18 protein-coding genes and 2 pseudogenes are annotated in these 17,517 nt (G+C 42.0%); 16 read left to right on the plus strand and 4 right to left on the minus strand.

Going from position 1 to position 17,517, the window contains the following annotated elements; genetic code table 11:
- Positions 1–12: 12 nt before the first annotated feature.
- Both DP114_RS29095 and argH read left to right on the plus strand, forming a co-directional pair.
- Complete coding sequence (locus DP114_RS29095; RefSeq protein WP_171977778.1) at positions 13–534, plus strand: GNAT family N-acetyltransferase; 522 nt, start codon at positions 13–15, stop codon at positions 532–534.
- 171 nt (positions 535–705) lie between these two features.
- Positions 706–2,094 carry an argininosuccinate lyase gene (gene argH, locus DP114_RS29100; protein WP_171977779.1) on the plus strand — a complete coding sequence of 463 codons (1,389 nt, stop codon included), beginning with the start codon at positions 706–708 and terminating at the stop codon, positions 2,092–2,094.
- 74 nt (positions 2,095–2,168) lie between these two features.
- Here the strand turns inward: argH and DP114_RS29105 are convergent, their stop codons facing one another.
- Entirely contained in the window at positions 2,169–2,336 is a 168-nt protein-coding gene (locus DP114_RS29105; RefSeq protein WP_169265640.1) for a hypothetical protein, read from the minus strand.
- A 482-nt stretch (positions 2,337–2,818) separates the two neighbouring features.
- Between DP114_RS29105 and DP114_RS29110 the strand changes: the two genes are divergently transcribed.
- The 3 genes from DP114_RS29110 to DP114_RS29120 all read left to right on the plus strand — a co-directional run bounded on the left by DP114_RS29110 (position 2,819) and on the right by DP114_RS29120 (position 5,197).
- Positions 2,819–2,995: a hypothetical protein gene (locus DP114_RS29110; RefSeq protein ID WP_169262934.1), complete on the plus strand. Its 177-nt coding sequence runs from the start codon at positions 2,819–2,821 to the stop codon at positions 2,993–2,995.
- A gap of 2 nt (positions 2,996–2,997) precedes the next feature.
- Positions 2,998–3,492 (plus strand): NUDIX hydrolase, encoded by a 495-nt coding sequence (locus DP114_RS29115; protein ID WP_169262935.1) that lies wholly within the window; start codon positions 2,998–3,000, stop codon positions 3,490–3,492.
- A gap of 856 nt (positions 3,493–4,348) precedes the next feature.
- Positions 4,349–5,197, plus strand: a complete 849-nt coding sequence (locus tag DP114_RS29120; RefSeq protein WP_171977780.1) for an alpha/beta fold hydrolase — start codon at positions 4,349–4,351, stop codon at positions 5,195–5,197.
- Here the strand turns inward: DP114_RS29120 and DP114_RS29125 are convergent.
- Positions 5,188–6,063: a pantothenate kinase gene (locus DP114_RS29125; RefSeq protein WP_171977781.1), complete on the minus strand. Its 876-nt coding sequence runs from the start codon at positions 6,061–6,063 to the stop codon at positions 5,188–5,190. The genes DP114_RS29120 and DP114_RS29125 overlap by 10 nt on opposite strands.
- A 168-nt stretch (positions 6,064–6,231) precedes the next feature.
- Here DP114_RS29125 and DP114_RS29130 point away from each other — a divergent pair, with 168 nt between their 5' ends.
- The 4 genes from DP114_RS29130 to urtA all read left to right on the plus strand — a co-directional run bounded on the left by DP114_RS29130 (position 6,232) and on the right by urtA (position 12,097).
- Complete coding sequence (locus tag DP114_RS29130; protein WP_169262937.1) at positions 6,232–7,956, plus strand: diflavin flavoprotein; 1,725 nt, start codon at positions 6,232–6,234, stop codon at positions 7,954–7,956.
- Positions 7,957–7,994: 38 nt separating this feature from the next.
- Positions 7,995–8,750, plus strand: coding sequence for an alpha/beta fold hydrolase (locus tag DP114_RS29135; protein WP_171977782.1), 756 nt, complete (start codon positions 7,995–7,997; stop codon positions 8,748–8,750).
- A 39-nt stretch (positions 8,751–8,789) separates the two neighbouring features.
- Positions 8,790–10,502: a diflavin flavoprotein gene (locus DP114_RS29140; RefSeq protein ID WP_171977783.1), complete on the plus strand. Its 1,713-nt coding sequence runs from the start codon at positions 8,790–8,792 to the stop codon at positions 10,500–10,502.
- Between the two features lie 278 nt (positions 10,503–10,780).
- Complete coding sequence (urtA, locus tag DP114_RS29145) at positions 10,781–12,097, plus strand: urea ABC transporter substrate-binding protein (protein WP_171977784.1); 1,317 nt, start codon at positions 10,781–10,783, stop codon at positions 12,095–12,097.
- 32 nt (positions 12,098–12,129) lie between these two features.
- Here the strand turns inward: urtA and DP114_RS35895 are convergent, their stop codons facing one another.
- Positions 12,130–12,255 (minus strand): hypothetical protein, encoded by a 126-nt coding sequence (locus DP114_RS35895; RefSeq protein ID WP_256379291.1) that lies wholly within the window; start codon positions 12,253–12,255, stop codon positions 12,130–12,132.
- Positions 12,256–12,339: 84 nt separating this feature from the next.
- Here DP114_RS35895 and urtB point away from each other — a divergent pair, with 84 nt between their 5' ends.
- The 4 genes from urtB to urtE are packed head-to-tail and all read left to right on the plus strand — an operon-like array spanning position 12,340 to position 16,092.
- Positions 12,340–13,500, plus strand: coding sequence for an urea ABC transporter permease subunit UrtB (urtB, locus tag DP114_RS29150; RefSeq protein WP_171977785.1), 1,161 nt, complete (start codon positions 12,340–12,342; stop codon positions 13,498–13,500).
- Between the two features lie 30 nt (positions 13,501–13,530).
- Positions 13,531–14,649: an urea ABC transporter permease subunit UrtC gene (gene urtC / locus DP114_RS29155; protein ID WP_171977786.1), complete on the plus strand. Its 1,119-nt coding sequence runs from the start codon at positions 13,531–13,533 to the stop codon at positions 14,647–14,649.
- Positions 14,624–15,370, plus strand: coding sequence for an urea ABC transporter ATP-binding protein UrtD (gene urtD, locus DP114_RS29160; RefSeq protein ID WP_171977787.1), 747 nt, complete (start codon positions 14,624–14,626; stop codon positions 15,368–15,370). The genes urtC and urtD overlap by 26 nt, the downstream gene beginning before the upstream one ends.
- A 23-nt stretch (positions 15,371–15,393) precedes the next feature.
- Entirely contained in the window at positions 15,394–16,092 is a 699-nt protein-coding gene (gene urtE / locus DP114_RS29165) for an urea ABC transporter ATP-binding subunit UrtE (protein ID WP_169268810.1), read from the plus strand.
- Between the two features lie 161 nt (positions 16,093–16,253).
- Here urtE and DP114_RS29170 read toward each other — a convergent pair.
- A pseudogene (locus DP114_RS29170) lies at positions 16,254–16,403 on the minus strand (phycobiliprotein lyase); the annotation flags it as partial.
- Here DP114_RS29170 and DP114_RS29175 point away from each other — a divergent pair.
- The 3 genes and pseudogenes from DP114_RS29175 to DP114_RS29185 form a co-directional block, all read left to right on the plus strand.
- A pseudogene (locus DP114_RS29175) lies at positions 16,401–16,811 on the plus strand (flavin reductase family protein); the annotation flags it as partial. The pseudogenes DP114_RS29170 and DP114_RS29175 sit on opposite strands and share 3 nt — an antisense overlap.
- A 133-nt stretch (positions 16,812–16,944) precedes the next feature.
- A complete protein-coding gene (locus tag DP114_RS29180; RefSeq protein WP_169262940.1) occupies positions 16,945–17,166 on the plus strand; it encodes a hypothetical protein in 222 nt (73 codons plus the stop codon).
- Entirely contained in the window at positions 17,144–17,401 is a 258-nt protein-coding gene (locus DP114_RS29185; protein WP_169262941.1) for a ParE family toxin-like protein, read from the plus strand. The genes DP114_RS29180 and DP114_RS29185 overlap by 23 nt, the downstream gene beginning before the upstream one ends.
- The last annotated feature ends 116 nt before the right edge of the window (positions 17,402–17,517 follow it).

Genomic DNA, 17,517 nt, shown 5'->3' on the forward strand with positions numbered 1-17,517 from the left:
ACCAGAGGCGACATGGACAAAGCGGGGGTGCTTTTGCATCTAGAAAAGGTAACGGAACACCACGCCCAACTGCTGTACTCTCATTTGAGTAACCCAATATTATACGAATATCTAGAAGATGATATCCCGACTCTCTCGGTTCTCAAGCACAAATTCAAGTTCGCCGCACTAGAAAAATCGCCAGATAACGACACTATGATTTGGCTGAAGTGGGTTGTGATAGTTCCACAACAGCAGTACGTTGGAGTTGTCGAGATAGGTATTTTCGATGATGCATACGCAGAAATCGGCTTCATGACTTTCGTAGACTTCCAGAACCGGGGATACGCGCCTGTCTACTGTTCAAGAGCGATTGCTCTTGCTCGAAGCCGTTTTGACTTTCCCGCCCTGTACGCTAGTGTGAACGAGCAAAACCATGCCTCCCGTAAGGTGGTTGAGAAGCTTGGGTTTGAACTGTACAACGTCAATAAAAATGCGGAATTCGTCAAAGGAAAACTTTCCGATGAACTCATTTACCGTTTAACCTTCTCATGAGTAGTTAATTAGACACTAAATGATTGAGACTTCACTTGAAGCGCTTTTGTGCTGAAGGTTGATGTATCAGTTAGTTTACCAATTTTGCCAAATATAAATTATGCATTATCAATTATGAATGCTAAAAAGTTTCATAGTTCATAATTTATTGCTCATAACTTTCCCATACCCATGACAAAACAACAAACTTGGAGTCAACGGTTTGAATCGGCACTACATCCTGCGATCGCTCTGTTTAATGCAAGTATTAATTTTGACATTCAATTAATTGAGTATGACCTCACTGGCTCTCAAGCTCATGCCCAAATGCTAGCTCACACTGGTATCATTTCCCCAGAAGAAGGAGAGCAACTCGTTGCAGGTTTAGAGCAAATTCGCCAGGAATATCGCCAAGACAAATTTCACCCAGGTATCGAAGCGGAAGACGTACACTTTGCTGTTGAACGGCGTCTTGTGGAAATTGTTGGCGACTTGGGTAAGAAGTTACACACTGCCCGCTCCCGAAATGACCAAGTAGGTACTGATACTAGACTTTACCTCCGCGACCAAATTCAACAAATTCGCGAGCAATTACGAGAATTTCAACAAGTCTTACTAGATATCGCCGAAAAAAACGTTGAAACGCTGATTCCTGGTTATACTCACCTACAACGTGCCCAACCTTTGAGTTTAGCTCACCACTTGCTGGCATACTTTCATATGGCGCAACGTGACTGGGAACGTTTAGGAGATGTTTCTCGCCGAGTTAATATCTCACCATTGGGGTGCGGTGCTTTGGCTGGAACAACTTTCCCTATAGATCGCCACTACACAGCAAAACTGTTGGATTTTGAGGGAGTTTATGCAAATAGTCTTGATGGAGTGAGCGATCGCGATTTTGCGATCGAATTTCTCTGTGCTGCTAGTCTGATTATGGTTCACCTGAGTCGTCTGTCAGAAGAAGTCATCCTTTGGGCATCAGAGGAATTTAGCTTTGTGACTCTTAAAGATAGCTGCGCGACAGGTTCTAGCATTATGCCCCAAAAAAAGAACCCCGACGTACCGGAATTGGTGCGCGGGAAAACTGGACGTGTATTTGGTCATCTGCAGGCAATGTTGGTGATGATGAAGGGGCTACCCTTGGCTTACAACAAAGACCTACAAGAGGACAAAGAAGGTTTATTTGACAGTGTCGTCACAGTCAAAGCTTGTTTAGAAGCAATGACAATTTTACTCCAAGAAGGGTTAGAATTCCGTACTCAGCGCTTGGCAGAAGCAGTTGCAGAAGACTTTTCTAATGCTACCGATGTAGCAGACTATCTTGCCGCACGGGGTGTTCCTTTCCGAGAAGCATACAATCTTGTGGGAAAAGTCGTAAAAACTAGTATTGCTGCCGGAAAACTCCTCAAAGATTTGACCTTGGAGGAGTGGCAACAACTTCATCCAGCGTTTGCAGAAGACATTTACCAGGCAATTTTACCCCAGCAAGTGGTTGCAGCTCGTAATAGCTACGGTGGCACAGGGTTTGCACAAGTCAAAGGCGCACTCCTTAGCGCCCGCGCCCAAATGACTGCTAAATAACCTACAAAGGCGTACATTATGTACGCCCTCACACCTTAAAAAGCGATCAGGCAAAATAAATTCTCACAGAGAACTTACTCAGCAGCAGCTATTGATGCTGCGCCCTCATCCTCTTCATTCTTCGGCGGTCTTTGTTGGAACCTTCTTTGGAAACGTCCCGTTGTAGTCCGTTTACGAAACTTTCGGGCATACGCCTGGTTCCGTAGCGCCTTTTCTTTCTTGGGATTGCGGCGCTTGGCCATGTTCACCTCATTAATAAACAACAAAAAAGCTACTTCTAGGCTGATTGTAGGCAATAACAGGTATTGGTATTACTTATATAAATTTAGCCTAGTTTTGCAACAAAATAATTTCAGACGGTAGGCAATTATAGCATATTTTAAGCTTATATATCAACATTTTTGTAGAATTATATAGCAATCCTAAATCATTTATAAACAATTCTGTTCCGCTACATTTTTCCTAGACAAAAACGGACAACCTTAGCATTTTGAGGCGGTTGATCTGTTCTATTGTTGAAAATATCGTCAATAACCGCCTCAAAATGCTCCAAGTTCGTCGTTTTTAGTGAGGATTTTGTAGAAGGTTGTCCGTTTTTGTCCGGGTTCATCCCAACCCTGTTCCCTGTTACTTGCCCTGATGAGACAATTTACAATCTCATTTAGGACTGCTATAGCTATAATATTTTTGCTAAAAGTTGAAAATTTGCTTGAGTCATAAGTGTATGTGTTCAGACAAACACGACTTTGAGTTTGAGCAAATGCTAGAATCTACATTGATTCTACGTAAATCGTTAGAACAAAATCCCAAATCACAAACATTGTTGTATCATCTGCAACTCAACATTTCCGTTGAAAAATGTGAATGGGGAAAACTCTACACTACAAGCCAAAGATTTTAAAATTGAACATTCTTGCTTTTTTTGCAGTGGCTGTTCAGTCCACACGTAACTTATGGCGCATTGGGCAAACCGTACTGGGCATTATCTTTCGTCATCCCATTACTGGTACGAGCATCATCCCGATTTTACCTGATGGTCGAATTGTGCTGATCCGGCGGCGCGACAACGGTCTATGGGCATTACCTGGAGGTATAGTGGACTGGGGAGAAGATGTACCCAATGCTATCCGACGAGAGTTGATGGAAGAAACAGGACTAGAACTGCTATCAATTCGACGTTTAGTTGGTGTCTACTCCGCACCAGATCGTGATCCTAGAATTCATTCAATTTGTATTGTAGCTGAAGCAATAGTCCAAGGAAAAATGGAAATTCAAGATACTTTGGAAGTCATGGAAATTCAGGCTTTTCCACTGGATTCGTTACCTCCGGGACAGATGTCTCATGATCATAGTCGCCAGTTGCAAGACTATTTAGATGGCTTGACAACATTAGCGTAATCAAAAGTAGCTCAACTTAATTAAGGACAAAATATCATTACTTAAGCGCAAAGCCCACGAATCCAGTATTAGCCCAAGTGCAAAACGCACACCCGAGGCGTCCTTGAAGCGTGTCCCTTTGGGACTTACAAAGCAGCGTTCTTTGAATACAACAAGTGCATCTGCAAGTGGAGATACAAACCAGTGAGTAAGGGAAAGCACACGGAACATAATGTAGCTAAGTAATCGCAAACATTCTATTTTACGTTTTTATCTTTCTACCAATAAACAAAAGGATACATGCAGATGTATTTATTCATACACAAAAAACAAATGCACAAGCTAATCATTCAAGCCCCCCGATTTATGAGTCAATGGCATCTTGGCGGGAACCCCAAGAGGAGCATCTGGTGTCCTGGTTGTGCAACAATAGCGCAAATTTTGAATCAGTGAATGCCTAAATTAAGCAAAGGGGTTGACACAAACACCTCGCTTACTTCCTCCACTTTTAAGAGTATTTTTTGAGACTAATAATAGCTAAGTAGGAAAATCTTAGCGAAACCCGATCTACATTGGTTCGCTGTTTTTTGCTTTAACCGAACCGTATTGAGCTATAGTTAAGAATTAGTAGTTGGCTAAAAATAAAATGATTTTATAGTAACAATCTAGTACAGCTTTGACAAATCAAAATCACCGAAGTTGTGATCGGCGGAAGCCGGCGCTCAGACTTCTCTCAAAATTCAGAAATATGGCTGATATGGCAAGCTTTTAGCTAAATTTGAATTTTCAGTTTATTTCTGTAGTTTTCTATTAGCAATAACTCTTAACCTCAAAATAAAAATATATTTAATATAACGCTTACATTAAATTCTTAAATATGCATTCTATATTCCGTAACTCCCGGATAAAGACTTCTCAAGGAATGCTTTTCTGGCGTGAGATTGGAGAAGGAACTCCAATTATTTTCTTACATGGTACTTGGAAAGATAGCAGCCAGTGGATATCCGTTATGGAGATGCTAGCACAAGATTTCCATTGCTTTGCACCAGATTTGTTGGGATTTGGCGAGTCAGATTTTCCGAATGTTCATTATTCAATTGATTTGCAAGTGGAGTGTTTAGCACAATTGCTACAGGCTCTAAAGCGTGCTTTAAAGCAAGAAAGGGTATATTTAGTTGGAGATTCCCTTGGAAGTTGGATTGCAGCTAGTTATGCTTTGAAGTATCCAGAACAAATTAATGGTTTGGTGTTACTAGCCCCAGAGGGTGTAGAAATACAAGGGCAAAAAAAGCGTTGGGAGAAAATGCAGCGGATAGCAAACCGTCCACCACTTGTGTTTCAATTGTTGCGACTATTTCGTCCGCTCATGAAAATCTTTGGTTTGGATCAAAACATTAAACAAGATTGGCAGTTTCATCAGGTGATGCAGCAATACCCCACAGCTTGTGAGCTTATCTTCCAACGCCAGCATTTAGAAATTCAAGCAGAATTGCTACACGATGAATTATCTTTTATAACAGTCCCGGTTTTAATTTTACAAGGTGAAAAAGACAACCAAGAAGCTATAGCCATGAGTCAGTTGTACGCTCAATATATGCCTCATGCAAAGTTGAAAATAGTCGCTAGCACAGAGGAGAATTTGCCAGAGTCTTGTAGCTCAGCTGTGGGTGGGGATATTCGTAACTTTATTAATAGTAAAAATAATGCTGAAATTTACTACTCATAATTCTTAAGTGTTTTTTGCATTCCCCAAAAAATCAAATTCGCTTCAACATTCAAACTATCTACAATCTCAGGAAACTGCGATGCTCCTTTAGGAGCCTTCATGGGCGATCGCATATAATTTACCAGCAAAGTGCGATCGCCCCCAGTCATCACAACATTCCCTTGCGGAAAATCCCGCCACCAAGCCTCTATAAAATCTTTGATTCCAGCAACTAGAGTGTAAATAACCCCGCTTTGTATTGCTTCTTTTGTATTTAGAGCATATCTGTGAGGAAGTTGCTGGGGTAACTCTACTGTTGGTAATTGTCCTGTTTTTCCAGCAAGAGTAGCAAGCTGCAAGCCCAATCCTGGAAGAATTGCGCCTCCAACCAAATGTTGGTTAGCATCCGCACCAGTGAAGGTTAGTGCTGTCCCCGCATCAATCACCAGTATAGGAAAACCCCAATTCTGCCCAGCACCCAATAAAGCTAACGCACGATCAATTCCGAGTGTGGGATAAATTCCCTTTATAGGAACTTGGTCTAAAGTAAGGATGCGAACATTAGGATAACTTTGCCATAGTGCGGTTTGACTAGGAACAACCGACGCTAGGATTATAGGAGGAGGAGAGGACACAGATGAGCAGAGTGTTTTTAGAGAATCTTCTATGTTTCCGTGTCTTGCTTTCCCAGTTGCTTCATCGTTTGGGAAAATCTCTAGTAATAAATCCTTCAACGTTTGAGATTGAGACAGTCGCTGAATAACATCTGCTGGTAGATAGTCTGTGTCCCAAGCATAAATAAGCGTATCGCCTGTAAAGTACGCCCAATGCAGTCGGGAATTTCCAATCATCAAAGCTAGCCACAAAGAGCTATTAGCCAGTGACATCCTCGTTTGCTAAGACAACGTTTGGGCTTGTAAGCAACAACATACTAACACTATTTGATACTTTTATTTTTTTTAACCTGAGGATAAAAATTTTAAACAAAATTTACAAAATAAACATGTCACAATAGGGACAGAGTAATAAATACTCAATTGCTAAGGAGACTAGTTATGGTAGCGCTCACCGAAAAAACCAAAAAAAAGCTAACCATCGAGACTGTAGAGATTGCCTCCGAGACGACGGCAATTCGGTCTTTGGATTGGGATCGCGATCGCTTTGATATCGAGTTCGGTCTACAAAACGGTACTACCTACAATTCATTTCTGATACGCGCTGAAAAAATAGCGCTGGTTGACACCTCCCACGAAAAGTTTCGTCAGCTGTATTTAGATACCCTTAAAGATCTTGTTGATCCAGCAGATATTCAATATCTTATTATCAGCCACACTGAGCCAGACCACAGCGGTTTAGTGAAAGATGTTTTGCAACTTGCGCCGGATGTAACGGTTGTTGGTTCTAAAGTTGCTATCCAATTTTTGGAGAATATGGTGCATCGTCCGTTTCAGCGGAAAATTGTCAAGAATGGCGATCGCCTGGATCTAGGCAACGGACACGAACTAGAATTTGTCATCGCACCAAATTTACACTGGCCCGACACCATCTTTAGCTTTGACCACAAAACCCAAACTTTGTTCACCTGTGATGCGTTTGGGATGCACTATTGCTCAGATAGCACGTTTGACGAAGACTTAAAAGCTATAGAAGCAGACTATCAATATTACTATGAATGTCTGATGGCTCCCAATGCCCGTTCAGTTATCTCTGCTCTCAAGCGGATGGATGAACTGGAAAAAATCAGCATGATTGCTACAGGTCACGGACCATTATTACAACATAACGTTGACGAACTCACTGGGCGTTATCGCACTTGGAGCAAAACACAAGCGAAGGCAGAAACTACCATAGGAGTCTTTTACGTTTCAGATTACGGCTATGGAACTCGCCTAGCTCAAGCAATTGCCACGGGTATCACCAAAACTGGCGTCGCTACAGAAATGGTAGACTTACGTGCAGGCATTGACTTACAAGAATTACGGGAACTTGTAGGTCGTTGTGATGGTATTGTTGTTGGAATGCCTCCAGCTTCTGGTGCAGCAAATATCCAAGCTGCCATCAGCACTATTTTAGGCTCAGTTCATGAAAAACAAGGAGTGGGCATTTTTGAATCAGGCGGTGGTGATGACGAACCAATTGACCCGTTGCTGAGTAAATTCCGGAATTTGGGCTTAATAGCAGCGTTTCCAGGAATTCGGATCAAACAAACACCCACAGAAAACACTTACAAGCAGTGTGAAGAATCCGGAACAGACATAGCACAGTGGGTGACACGCGATCGCTCGGTCAAGCAGATGAAATCCTTAGGTGCTGACGTTGACAAAGCGCTAGGTAGAATCAGTGGTGGGTTGTATATTATCACCGCTAAAAAAGGTGATGTATCCAGTGCCATGTTAGCCTCTTGGGTTTCTCAAGCCAGCTTCAAACCTATAGGAATATCCATAGCTGTCGCCAAAGATAGGGCAATTGAATCACTCATGCAAGTGGGTGATAAATTTGTTCTAAATGTCTTGGAAGAAGGTAAATATCAAAAATTGATGAAACACTTCCTCAAACGTTTTGCCCCAGGTGCTGATCGTTTTGAAGGAGTGAAAACCCAGCCAGCCGAAAACGGTGCACCCATCCTTGGAGACGCCCTAGCATATATGGAGTGCGAAGTTATAAGTCGGATGGATGGCGGCGATCACTGGCTTGTGTACAGCACCGTATACGCAGGACGAGTGAGTAAGCCAGAAGCGCTAACAGCAGCCCACCACCGTAAAGTCGGAAATCATTATTAACAACACCAGTCTGCTCTACTGATAACTGATAACTGCTTATGACTCTTTTCTGTTTAGTTCACGGTGCTTCCCTGGGCGCTTGGTGTTGGGAGCTACTCACCCAAGAGATAGAAGCGCGTGGTCATCAGACGGTAGCAGTGGATCTCCCAATTGAAGACCCCACAGCTGGTGTTGTTCAATATGCCGAAGTTGTGAACAAGGTGCTGCAAGGATTTGAAGACGATGTGGTGCTGGTTGGTCACTCTATGGCATGCTTAACTATTCCTCTGGTTGCCAGCCAGCGTCCAGTGCGTCAGCTTGTTTTCATTGCTGGGCTGATTCCACATATCGGTTTAAGTCTGTTCGACCAATTTTATGACGAATTAGATCCTAATTTCCTCCAAGCAATAGGCTATAACCTGCCAGAAGCTGATAAGTTCGAGCAGTTCAGCGATGAGCCAAATATGTTCAATCCGGCAGCACTGAGGATAACCTCTTTACAAGACGAGGCTGTCGCCAGAGAATTTATCTTTAACGACTGTACCTCAGATGTGGCGCATTGGGCGTTTCCGAAGTTGCGCAATCAGCAGTTTTTATATATGAGTGAGGTTAGTCCTCTACAAGCTTGGCCAGATGTAAAGTGTACGTATATCGTCTGTGGTGAAGATCGTTGCCTCTCTCCCGCATGGTGTCGATACGCTGCACGCAAACGTCTTGGAGTTGATGCAATTGAGTTACCTCGAAGCGGGCATAGCCCAATGTTATCTCATCCTGTTCAGCTCGCCGATATGCTAGCTAAAGTCGCCTCTACATAAAACACACAGTTCAATATTAAACCTTATTAAATATGATCTATGCCAGAAACTAAACCTCGTGACGTTCAAGTTTACCCCATCGCAACAGACACAACTGTGCTTCGTTCCCGCAGTTGGACACGCCTAAGATTTGAGATAGAATACGCTTTGGCAAAAGGGACAACAGCAAATACTTATCTGATCAAAGGAGATAAAATCGCTCTAGTTGACCCTCCAGGAGAAACATTTACAGAAATTTTCCTCAAATCGTTACAGCAACGCTTTGATGTCAAAGAAATTGATTACGTCATTCTTGGTCACGTCAACCCTAACCGCGCCGCAACTCTCAAAGCTTTGCTGGAACTTGCACCGCAAATCACCTTTGTGTGTTCCAACCCAGGAGCAAAAAGTTTGCGTGCTGCACTGGAAAACCCAGAATTACCAGTGATGGTGATGCGCGGGGAAGAAACTTTAGATTTGGGCAAAGGTCATGATCTAGAGTTTATCCCCACTCCCAATCCTCGATACCCAGATCTACTTTGTACCTACGATCCCCAAACAGAAATTCTCTACACAGATAAACTTTTTGCAGCACATATTTGTGGCGACCAAGTTTTTGATGAAGGTTGGGAAATCTTTAACGAAGATAGACGCTATTATTTTGATTGCATCATCGCTCCCCATGCTCGTCAAGTCGAAACAGCACTGGATAAACTTAGCGACTTATCCGTGAGGATGTATGCGACTGGACATGGACCTCTGGTACGCTACAGCTTAATCGAACTAACAGAGTTTTATCGCCAATGGTGTCAGGAGCAAGCATCGCAAGAGACATCTGTGGCGTTGATTTATGCTTCTGCGTATGGAAGTACGGCGACTCTTGCCCAAGCGATCGCTCGTGGGATGACAAAAGCGGGCGTTGCTGTAGAATCAATTAACTGCGAATTTGCTGAACCAGAAGAAATCAGGGCTGCTGTGGAAAAAGCGTCTGGCTTTGTGATTGGTTCTCCTACACTTGGAGGTCATGCACCGACTCCCGTGCAAGTCGCTTTGGGTATTGTGCTTTCCACTGCGACTAACAACAAACTTGCTGGTGTCTTTGGTTCTTTTGGCTGGAGTGGCGAAGCAGTCGATATTATTGAGGGTAAACTGAAGGATGCTGGCTATCGATTTGGTTTTGATACTATCAGGGTGAAGTTTAAACCTGATGATGCCACCCTGCAAATGTGTGAAGAAGCAGGAACCGACTTTGCTCAAGCACTCAAGAAAGCTAAAAAAGTGCGCACTCCAAGCCAAAGCGCCACAACTACAGAACAAGCAGTCGGGCGCGTTGTTGGTTCACTGTGTATCCTCACAGCAAAACAAGGCGATATCTCCAGTGCAATGTTAGCCTCTTGGGTATCGCAAGCAAGCTTTAATCCTCCTGGTTTAACAATTGCTGTCGCAAAAGACAGAGCAGTGGAATCACTGACGCATTCTGGTAGTAAATTTGCCTTAAATGTCTTGAAAGAAGGAAATCACATCGGCTTAATGAAGCACTTCCTCAAACCTTTTGGTCCAGGACAAAACCGATTCGACGGCGTCGCAAGTAAAGAAGGTGAAAATGGTTCTCCTGTTCTGAATGATGCCTTAGCTTATTTAGAGTGCTCCGTAAAAAACCGGATGGAAGTAGGTGACCATTGGCTTGTTTATGCAACCGTGGATAATGGCAAAGTACTAGACGCTAAGGGAATTACTGCTGTGCATCATCGTAAGTCGGGTAATCATTATTAAGGTGAGTCTGAGAGAAGTCTGAGCGCCGGCTTCCGGCGATCAGAACTATGCCCTTCAGGCACGCTGCGCGTTCGCCCTTGGCGTGCGCTTGCGCTTACGGTGATTTTGAATGATAAGCAATGTAGAGACGTAGCACGCTACGTCTCTACATTTTACAAAAAGTCATTATATAAATAACAATTTAATGATTAAATATTAAACTAATATCACAGTTTGAAGCTTGCTCTTGTCAACTTTCAGGAAGCTAGCTGATTCGTTGAGGGGAAATTAGCCAAGATATGAGTAGACAATTTAACCGACGTAGGTTTTTGATTTACAGTTCTGCAAGTATTGGTAGCAGCATCCTTCTGAAGGCTTGCGCTAATAACACCCCAACCGCTACGAACAGTCCAGCCACCTCTAGCAATGCTTCTCCTGTAGCTGCGGCTAATAGTGAAACCATCAAGGTAGGTGTTCTGCACTCCCTTAGTGGCACAATGGCTATTAGTGAAAAAAGTGTCGTCGATGCTGAGAAATTAGCCATCAAAGAAATTAATGCCAATGGTGGGGTGTTAGGAAAACAAATTGAAGCCATTATTGAAGATGGTGCTTCTAACTGGGATACTTTTAGAGAAAAAGCCACCAAGTTGATTGATCAAGATAAAGTCGCTGTAGTTTTTGGTTGTTGGACTTCAGCTAGCCGCAAAAATGTTAAACCAGTCTTTGAAAGTAAAGACCATATGCTGTGGTATCCGGTGCAGTATGAAGGTCAAGAGTGTTCTAAAAACATTTTTTACACAGGTGCAGCGCCAAATCAACAAATTGAACCTTCTGTTGATTGGTTGTTAAAAAATAAAGGCAAAGAATTCTTTTTAGTAGGCTCAGACTACGTTTTTCCTCGTACTGCTAACAATATTATCAAAGCCCAATTAGAAGCTCTAAGCCGAAAAACAGTTGGTGAAGATTACTTACCCTTGGGTAATACAGAAGTTACACCAATCATCACAAAAATTAAGCAAGCTTTGCCCAACGGTGGAGTCATTTATAACACCTTAAATGGTGATAGCAATGTAGCTTTCTTTAAACAGTTAAAAGGTGCTGGATTAACACCAGACAAATACCCTTCTATGTCTGTAAGTATTGCCGAAGAAGAAGTTAAGGCAATTGGTGTTGAGTATCTCAAAGGTCACTACGCTGCTTGGAATTACTTCCAAACAGTAGACACTCCTGCTAATAAGAAATTTGTCGCGGCATTTAAACAAGAATATGGTGCAGACCGGGTAACAAATGACCCTATGGAAGCCGCATATATCGCCGTTTATTTGTGGAAGCAAGCAGTAGAAAAAGCGGGTAGTCCTGATTTAGCTAAAGTCCGTGCTGCGGCTTATGGTCAAACCATAGATGCACCTGAAGGAAAAGTGACAGTAAATGCTAATCATCACATATCCAAAGTTGTGCGGATTGGTCAAGTTAGAGATGATGGTTTGTTTAATATTATCTATACTACACCTGCACCAGTTGAGCCAGTTCCTTGGAATCAATTTGTGAAAGAGACTAAGGGATTTGCTTGTGATTGGTCAGATCCAGCTAAGGGCGGTAAGTACAAAAAAGTCTAATTAGTCATTAGTCATTAGTTAATATAGCAATCCTAAATCATTTGTAAAATTCTCTCTTCCCTCTTTTCTTGGCGTTCTTGGCGACGCCAGTCGCCTACGGAGGGAAACCCTCCTGCACCGCTGGCTCGTCTTGGCGGTTCGATATTTTGACAACTCAAATAGGATTGCTATAGTTAGGATTTTAACTCTTCAGTTTTGACTCATTACTAGAAAACAAGCTTATAGCTGCTGGAGAAAAATAAGTGTTAACAGGTTTCTTAGATGCTGTATTTAATGGTATTAGCATCGGTTCTGTGTTATTAATTGCCGCCTTGGGATTAGCCATTATATTTGGCTTGATGGGTGTCATTAATATGGCCCATGGTGAATTGATGATGTTTGGGGCTTATACAACATTTGTTGTGCAGAATGGCTGTAAACAATTAGGCGGTTTTTGGTTTGAAATTTATATATTTTTGGCGTTAATTATCGCTTTCATTTTCACAGCATTTATCGGATTAATTCTTGAAAGAGGTGTGATTCGTTACCTCTATGGACGACCCCTAGAGACTCTGCTAGCAACTTGGGGAGTAAGTTTAATTTTTCAGCAGTTTGTCCGTAGTGCGAATTTGGTCTTAGTAATTGGCTTAGTCTTGTTTTCTCTATTGTTTTTTGGTGGGTTATGGTTTTTAAATTCCCGCACAAATTTAGAGAGAATTCGTAACTGGGTTGTGTGGGTAGTACTATTGCTATCGCTGGGGATAACAACAGCAACTTGTAATTTATTAAGTCAAACTTATCAGCTAGCAGTAACTAAACCTTGGTTTGGCGCACAAAATGTAGATGTAACAGCACCTAGTTGGTTACAAACTGGCATATCTTTAGGTGGTGTACAATTACCATTTGCCAGATTATTTATTATTGCTTTGACAATAATTTGTGTAGTAGGAATTTATCTATTCTTACAACGTTCTAGCTGGGGATTAAGAATTCGGGCTGTGACACAAAAGCGGAGTATGAGTGCTTGTTTAGGTATCCCAACTCAAAAAGTTGATGCGATCACTTTTGCTTTGGGTTCTGGTTTAGCTGGAGTGGCTGGTTGCGCGATTAGTTTGCTCGGTTCTGTAGGCCCAAATACTGGACAAAATTATATTATCGACACTTTTATGGTTGTGGTTGTTGGCGGTGTGGGTAATTTAGCAGGTACTATTGTAGCTGCCTTGGGAATTGGCACAGCTAACTTTTTAATTGGTTCTGGGACTCTAGCTTTGTTGTTAACTCCTGTTAAGCCTCTGGCGGATTTATTGACGTTTTTTGCTACCACAAGTATGGCCAAGGTGATGGTATTTATGCTAATTATTTTATTTTTACAGTGGAAGCCTGCGGGGATTTTTCCACAAAAAGGTCGTAGTGTTGATGTTTAATCTCACACATAGACGTGAAGGACATAGAGGATGAAGAAGGGAGGAAGGTTAATATTAATTGAAGTTGGGGTGGTGATGGTGATTGCACTCATCCTCATCTTAATTATGCCAGTGGTGCTATCAGAATTTCGCTTGAATTTGTTGGGGCGATTTTTGTCACTGGCGATTGTGGCTTTAGCTATTGATTTGATTTGGGGTTATACTGGCTTACTAAGTTTGGGACATGGTATTTTCTTTGGTTTGGGTGGATATGCGATCGCGATGTACCTGAAACTGCAAGTCCCTGTTGGTGAGTTACCTGATTTTATGGGGCTGTATGGTATCACCGAACTTCCCTGGTTTTGGCGACCTTTTTATTCTTTCCCGATAGCAATAGCGGCTGTAGTGATACTTCCAGGTTTGCTGGCAGGATTATTGGGATATTTAGTATTCCGCAATCGCATTAAGGGAGTTTATTTTTCGATTTTGACCCAAGCCGCAACTATTGTATTTTTCAATTTTTTTAACGGTCAACAACAATTTTTCAACGGTACTAATGGGCTGATAGATTTTACAACTTTGTTTGGTGCAACCGTCAGTGATCCTAAAACAAAATTTGTTTTCTATACTCTCACAGTATTGTTTCTCGCTGCTACCTACGGGGTTTGTCGCTGGCTGACAAGTGGACGTTTTGGACGACTTTTGATAGCTATTCGGGATGACGAAAATCGGGTAAGATTTTCTGGTTATGACCCCACAGATTTTAAAACATTAGTGTTTACAATATCGGGTGCGATCGCAGGCGTAGCAGGAGCATTTTACACCCTACAAAGTGGTTCTGTATCACCCAGAGCAATGGATATTGCTTTTTCTATTGAAATGGTAATTTGGGTAGCCGTGGGGGGACGTGCGACATTAATCGGGGGAATTGTGGGAACTTTGTTAGTCAATTATGCCCGTGCTTTTTTGAGTGAACAATTTCCCGAAATCTGGCTATTTTTCCAAGGCGCACTATTTTTAATTGTCGTGACAGTCCTTCCTGACGGCTTAGTAGGATGGTTGCGTAGTCAAAACATTCCTCTTTTCAAACGCCCTCAACAAATTTCTACATATCCCAGCTTGGAAGAAGACACAGAAGTGCAACATGAACGCCAAAATCTTGGAAACTGAAAACGTCACTGTTAGTTTTGATGGTTTTAAAGCACTCAACCAACTAAATTTTAGTATGGAAGTGGGTGAATTGCGAGTAGTAATTGGACCTAATGGTGCTGGTAAGACCACATTTCTTGATGTGATTACAGGTAAAGTGCAACCCACTATAGGACGAGTACTATTCAAAGGAAAAAACCTACGTTCTCTGCCTGAACATCAAATTGCACGGCGGGGAATTGGGCGCAAATTCCAAACACCTAGAGTTTATCTCAACCTAACACCACGGGAAAATTTAGAAATTACCAGCAACCGCAATAAAAATGTTTTTTTTACATTGTTTGGGCGTTCTCATACTACTGAAAAAAATACTATAAAAGGTTTATTAGAAACCATTGGCTTAACTTCTAAAGCAGACATCCCCGCAGCTTTATTATCCCACGGAGAAAAGCAACGTTTAGAAATTGGGATGTTAGTAGGACAATCTCCAGACTTATTACTTGTAGATGAACCAGTTGCAGGTTTAACCGATGAAGAAACCTATAACATCGGCGAACTAATTTTAACATTAGCTCAGAATCATTCAATTTTAGTGATTGAACATGATATGGAATTTGTCCGTCAAATTGCCAACAAAGTCACAGTCCTACATGAAGGTTCGGTACTGTGCGAAGGCAATTTTAGAGAAGTCCAAAATGACCCCCGTGTTGTTGAAGTATATCTAGGACAACAGCAGGAATAGATGGGAAGACAAGACGAAAACCAATGCTAAACATCTCTAACATTAACGTTTACTACGGTGAAAGCCATATTCTCCGCAACGTAGATTTGAATGTACCAAATGGGCAAATGGTATGCCTAATTGGACGCAATGGCGTAGGTAAAACAACCTTACTCAAAACAATTATGGGTTTACTCAAACCCCGGAGTGGCACAATTAACTTAGCCGGTAATTTAATCAACTCCAAATCTCCAGATCAAAGGGCGAAGATGGGAATTGGTTATGTTCCCCAAGGACGAGAGATTATTCCCCGTTTGACAGTCAAAGAAAATTTGCTGCTGGGGTTAGAAGCTAGGCAGAGACAGGTTAAAAAAGCCGAAATTCCTGAAGAAATTTTTAGCTTATTTCCTGTGTTAAAAATCATGTTGTCGCGGATGGGTGGTGATTTAAGTGGTGGACAGCAACAACAACTGGCGATCGCTCGTGCTTTAATGGGACAACCTCAATTACTTGTATTAGATGAACCCACCGAAGGGATTCAACCCTCAATTATCCTCGAAATTGAAGCGGCAGTTCGTCGCATCGTTGAAACCACAGGTATTTCTGTTTTACTGGTAGAACAACACTTACACTTTGTCCGTCAGGCCGATTACTATTACGCTATGCAAAAAGGTGCTATTGTTGCCTCTGGTTCAACTGATGAACTTAGTCAAGATGTGATTCAAAGGTTTTTGGCGGTTTAATTTTTAGGATTTTCATTTAGGTTGGCTTATTAATCCTCAAGATCAGCAGGTAGAGATTTAGCGATCTCGGTTAGCTGTAGAAGTCGTTCAAACCCCAGCGCTTCTTTATGGGGAAGAAGTTTTGCCAGGGTTTGAGTTATAAATAACATGAGAAATTCTTTCTAACTCTCTACTCTCTTCTCCAAATATTGACCAATCATCACCTGTTCCCCAGCACGAGACATGATAGATTGGCGTGTGCGGTATTTGCTGCCAATTAGCTTTAACTCTTCGTCAAACACTGAATTGTTGTATTCAGTTAGCAAACACAAGGCGATATATCCAGTGCAATGTTAGCCTCTTGGGTATCTCAAGCAAGCTTTAATCCTCCTGGTTTAACAATTGCTGTGGCAAAAGAGAAGGCAGTGTAATCACTGGTATACTTTAGTAGTAAATTTTTATTAAGTGTCTTGAAAGAAGGAAATCACATCGGCTTAATGAAGCACTTCCTCAAACCTTTTAGTCCAGGACAAAACCGATTCGACGGCGTCGCAAGTAAAGAAGGTGAAAATGGTTCTCCTGTTCTGAATGATGCCTTAGCTTATTTAGAGTGCTCCGTAAAAAACCGGATGGAAGTAGGTGACCATTGGCTTGTTTATGCAACCGTGGATAATGGGAAAGTACTAGACGCTAAGGGAATTACTGCTGTGCATCATCGTAAGTCGGGGAATCATTATTAATTTGGAGTTTGAAATTTTGAATTGTAAGCAATGTAGAGACGTAACATGCTACGTCTCTACATTTCGCCAAAAGTAACTGACCACAATATCTTCAACAACGTTAAAATCAGAATGCGTTTTCATTCATTGAGTAATGAGTTCTCTTGCACAAATTAAAACAGCAATCGCACAACTGCCTGAAGTTGAAGCACGAAAGCTTTTAGAATGGTTCCAGGCATATCTGGATCAGGCTTGGGACAGACAAATCGAAGCAGATGTAAAATCTGGTCGCCTTAATAGTTTGCTGCAACGTGCTGAGGCAGATATTGCTGCAAATCGTGTCAAACCAATCGATGAAATCCTTAACAACTCCTGATTTTTGGCATTCCTATGCCGAACTTTCGTCAGAAATGAAAGACCAAGCAAGGAAAGCATATCGACTTTGGCGCGATAACCCGTTTTATCCATCGTTGCATTTCAAAAAAGTGGGAGATGGCTTGTGGTCTGCTCGAATTAGTGGTGGCTACCGTGCGCTAGCCCTGAAGAAGGGAGAAAATTATTACTGGATTTGGATTGGGTCGCATGATAACTATGAGAAGCTGATTGATTAAAACAGACAGTGTTCAATAAAAGCTAACAGGTTGTGTCGTGCACATTTCCCCACTGAGCGATGGCGCTTTTCTCCCGCTCCTCTGGAGCGATAACTTCGCTGCTGCCTAAGCGCAAA

This window comes from Brasilonema sennae CENA114, assembly GCF_006968745.1.
Taxonomy (GTDB): Bacteria; Cyanobacteriota; Cyanobacteriia; order Cyanobacteriales; family Nostocaceae; genus Brasilonema; species Brasilonema sennae.

Excerpts from the sequence above, each read along its gene's own strand:
- argH (WP_171977779.1), top strand. The coding sequence starts at position 706 with ATGACAAAACAACAAACTTGGAGTCAACGGTTTGAATCGGCACTACAT.
- DP114_RS29110 (WP_169262934.1), top strand. The coding sequence starts at position 2,819 with ATGTGTTCAGACAAACACGACTTTGAGTTTGAGCAAATGCTAGAATCT.
- urtC (WP_171977786.1), top strand. The coding sequence starts at position 13,531 with ATGAAGAAGGGAGGAAGGTTAATATTAATTGAAGTTGGGGTGGTGATG.
- DP114_RS29105 (WP_169265640.1), bottom strand. The coding sequence starts at position 2,336 with ATGGCCAAGCGCCGCAATCCCAAGAAAGAAAAGGCGCTACGGAACCAG.
- DP114_RS29185 (WP_169262941.1), top strand. The coding sequence starts at position 17,144 with ATGAAATCCTTAACAACTCCTGATTTTTGGCATTCCTATGCCGAACTT.
- DP114_RS29180 (WP_169262940.1), top strand. The coding sequence starts at position 16,945 with ATGAGTTCTCTTGCACAAATTAAAACAGCAATCGCACAACTGCCTGAA.
- DP114_RS29125 (WP_171977781.1), bottom strand. The coding sequence starts at position 6,063 with ATGTCACTGGCTAATAGCTCTTTGTGGCTAGCTTTGATGATTGGAAAT.
- urtA (WP_171977784.1), top strand. The coding sequence starts at position 10,781 with ATGAGTAGACAATTTAACCGACGTAGGTTTTTGATTTACAGTTCTGCA.
- DP114_RS29120 (WP_171977780.1), top strand. The coding sequence starts at position 4,349 with ATGCATTCTATATTCCGTAACTCCCGGATAAAGACTTCTCAAGGAATG.
- urtD (WP_171977787.1), top strand. The coding sequence starts at position 14,624 with ATGAACGCCAAAATCTTGGAAACTGAAAACGTCACTGTTAGTTTTGAT.
- DP114_RS29130 (WP_169262937.1), top strand. The coding sequence starts at position 6,232 with ATGGTAGCGCTCACCGAAAAAACCAAAAAAAAGCTAACCATCGAGACT.
- DP114_RS29095 (WP_171977778.1), top strand. The coding sequence starts at position 13 with ATGGACAAAGCGGGGGTGCTTTTGCATCTAGAAAAGGTAACGGAACAC.
- DP114_RS29135 (WP_171977782.1), top strand. The coding sequence starts at position 7,995 with ATGACTCTTTTCTGTTTAGTTCACGGTGCTTCCCTGGGCGCTTGGTGT.
- urtE (WP_169268810.1), top strand. The coding sequence starts at position 15,394 with ATGCTAAACATCTCTAACATTAACGTTTACTACGGTGAAAGCCATATT.
- DP114_RS29140 (WP_171977783.1), top strand. The coding sequence starts at position 8,790 with ATGCCAGAAACTAAACCTCGTGACGTTCAAGTTTACCCCATCGCAACA.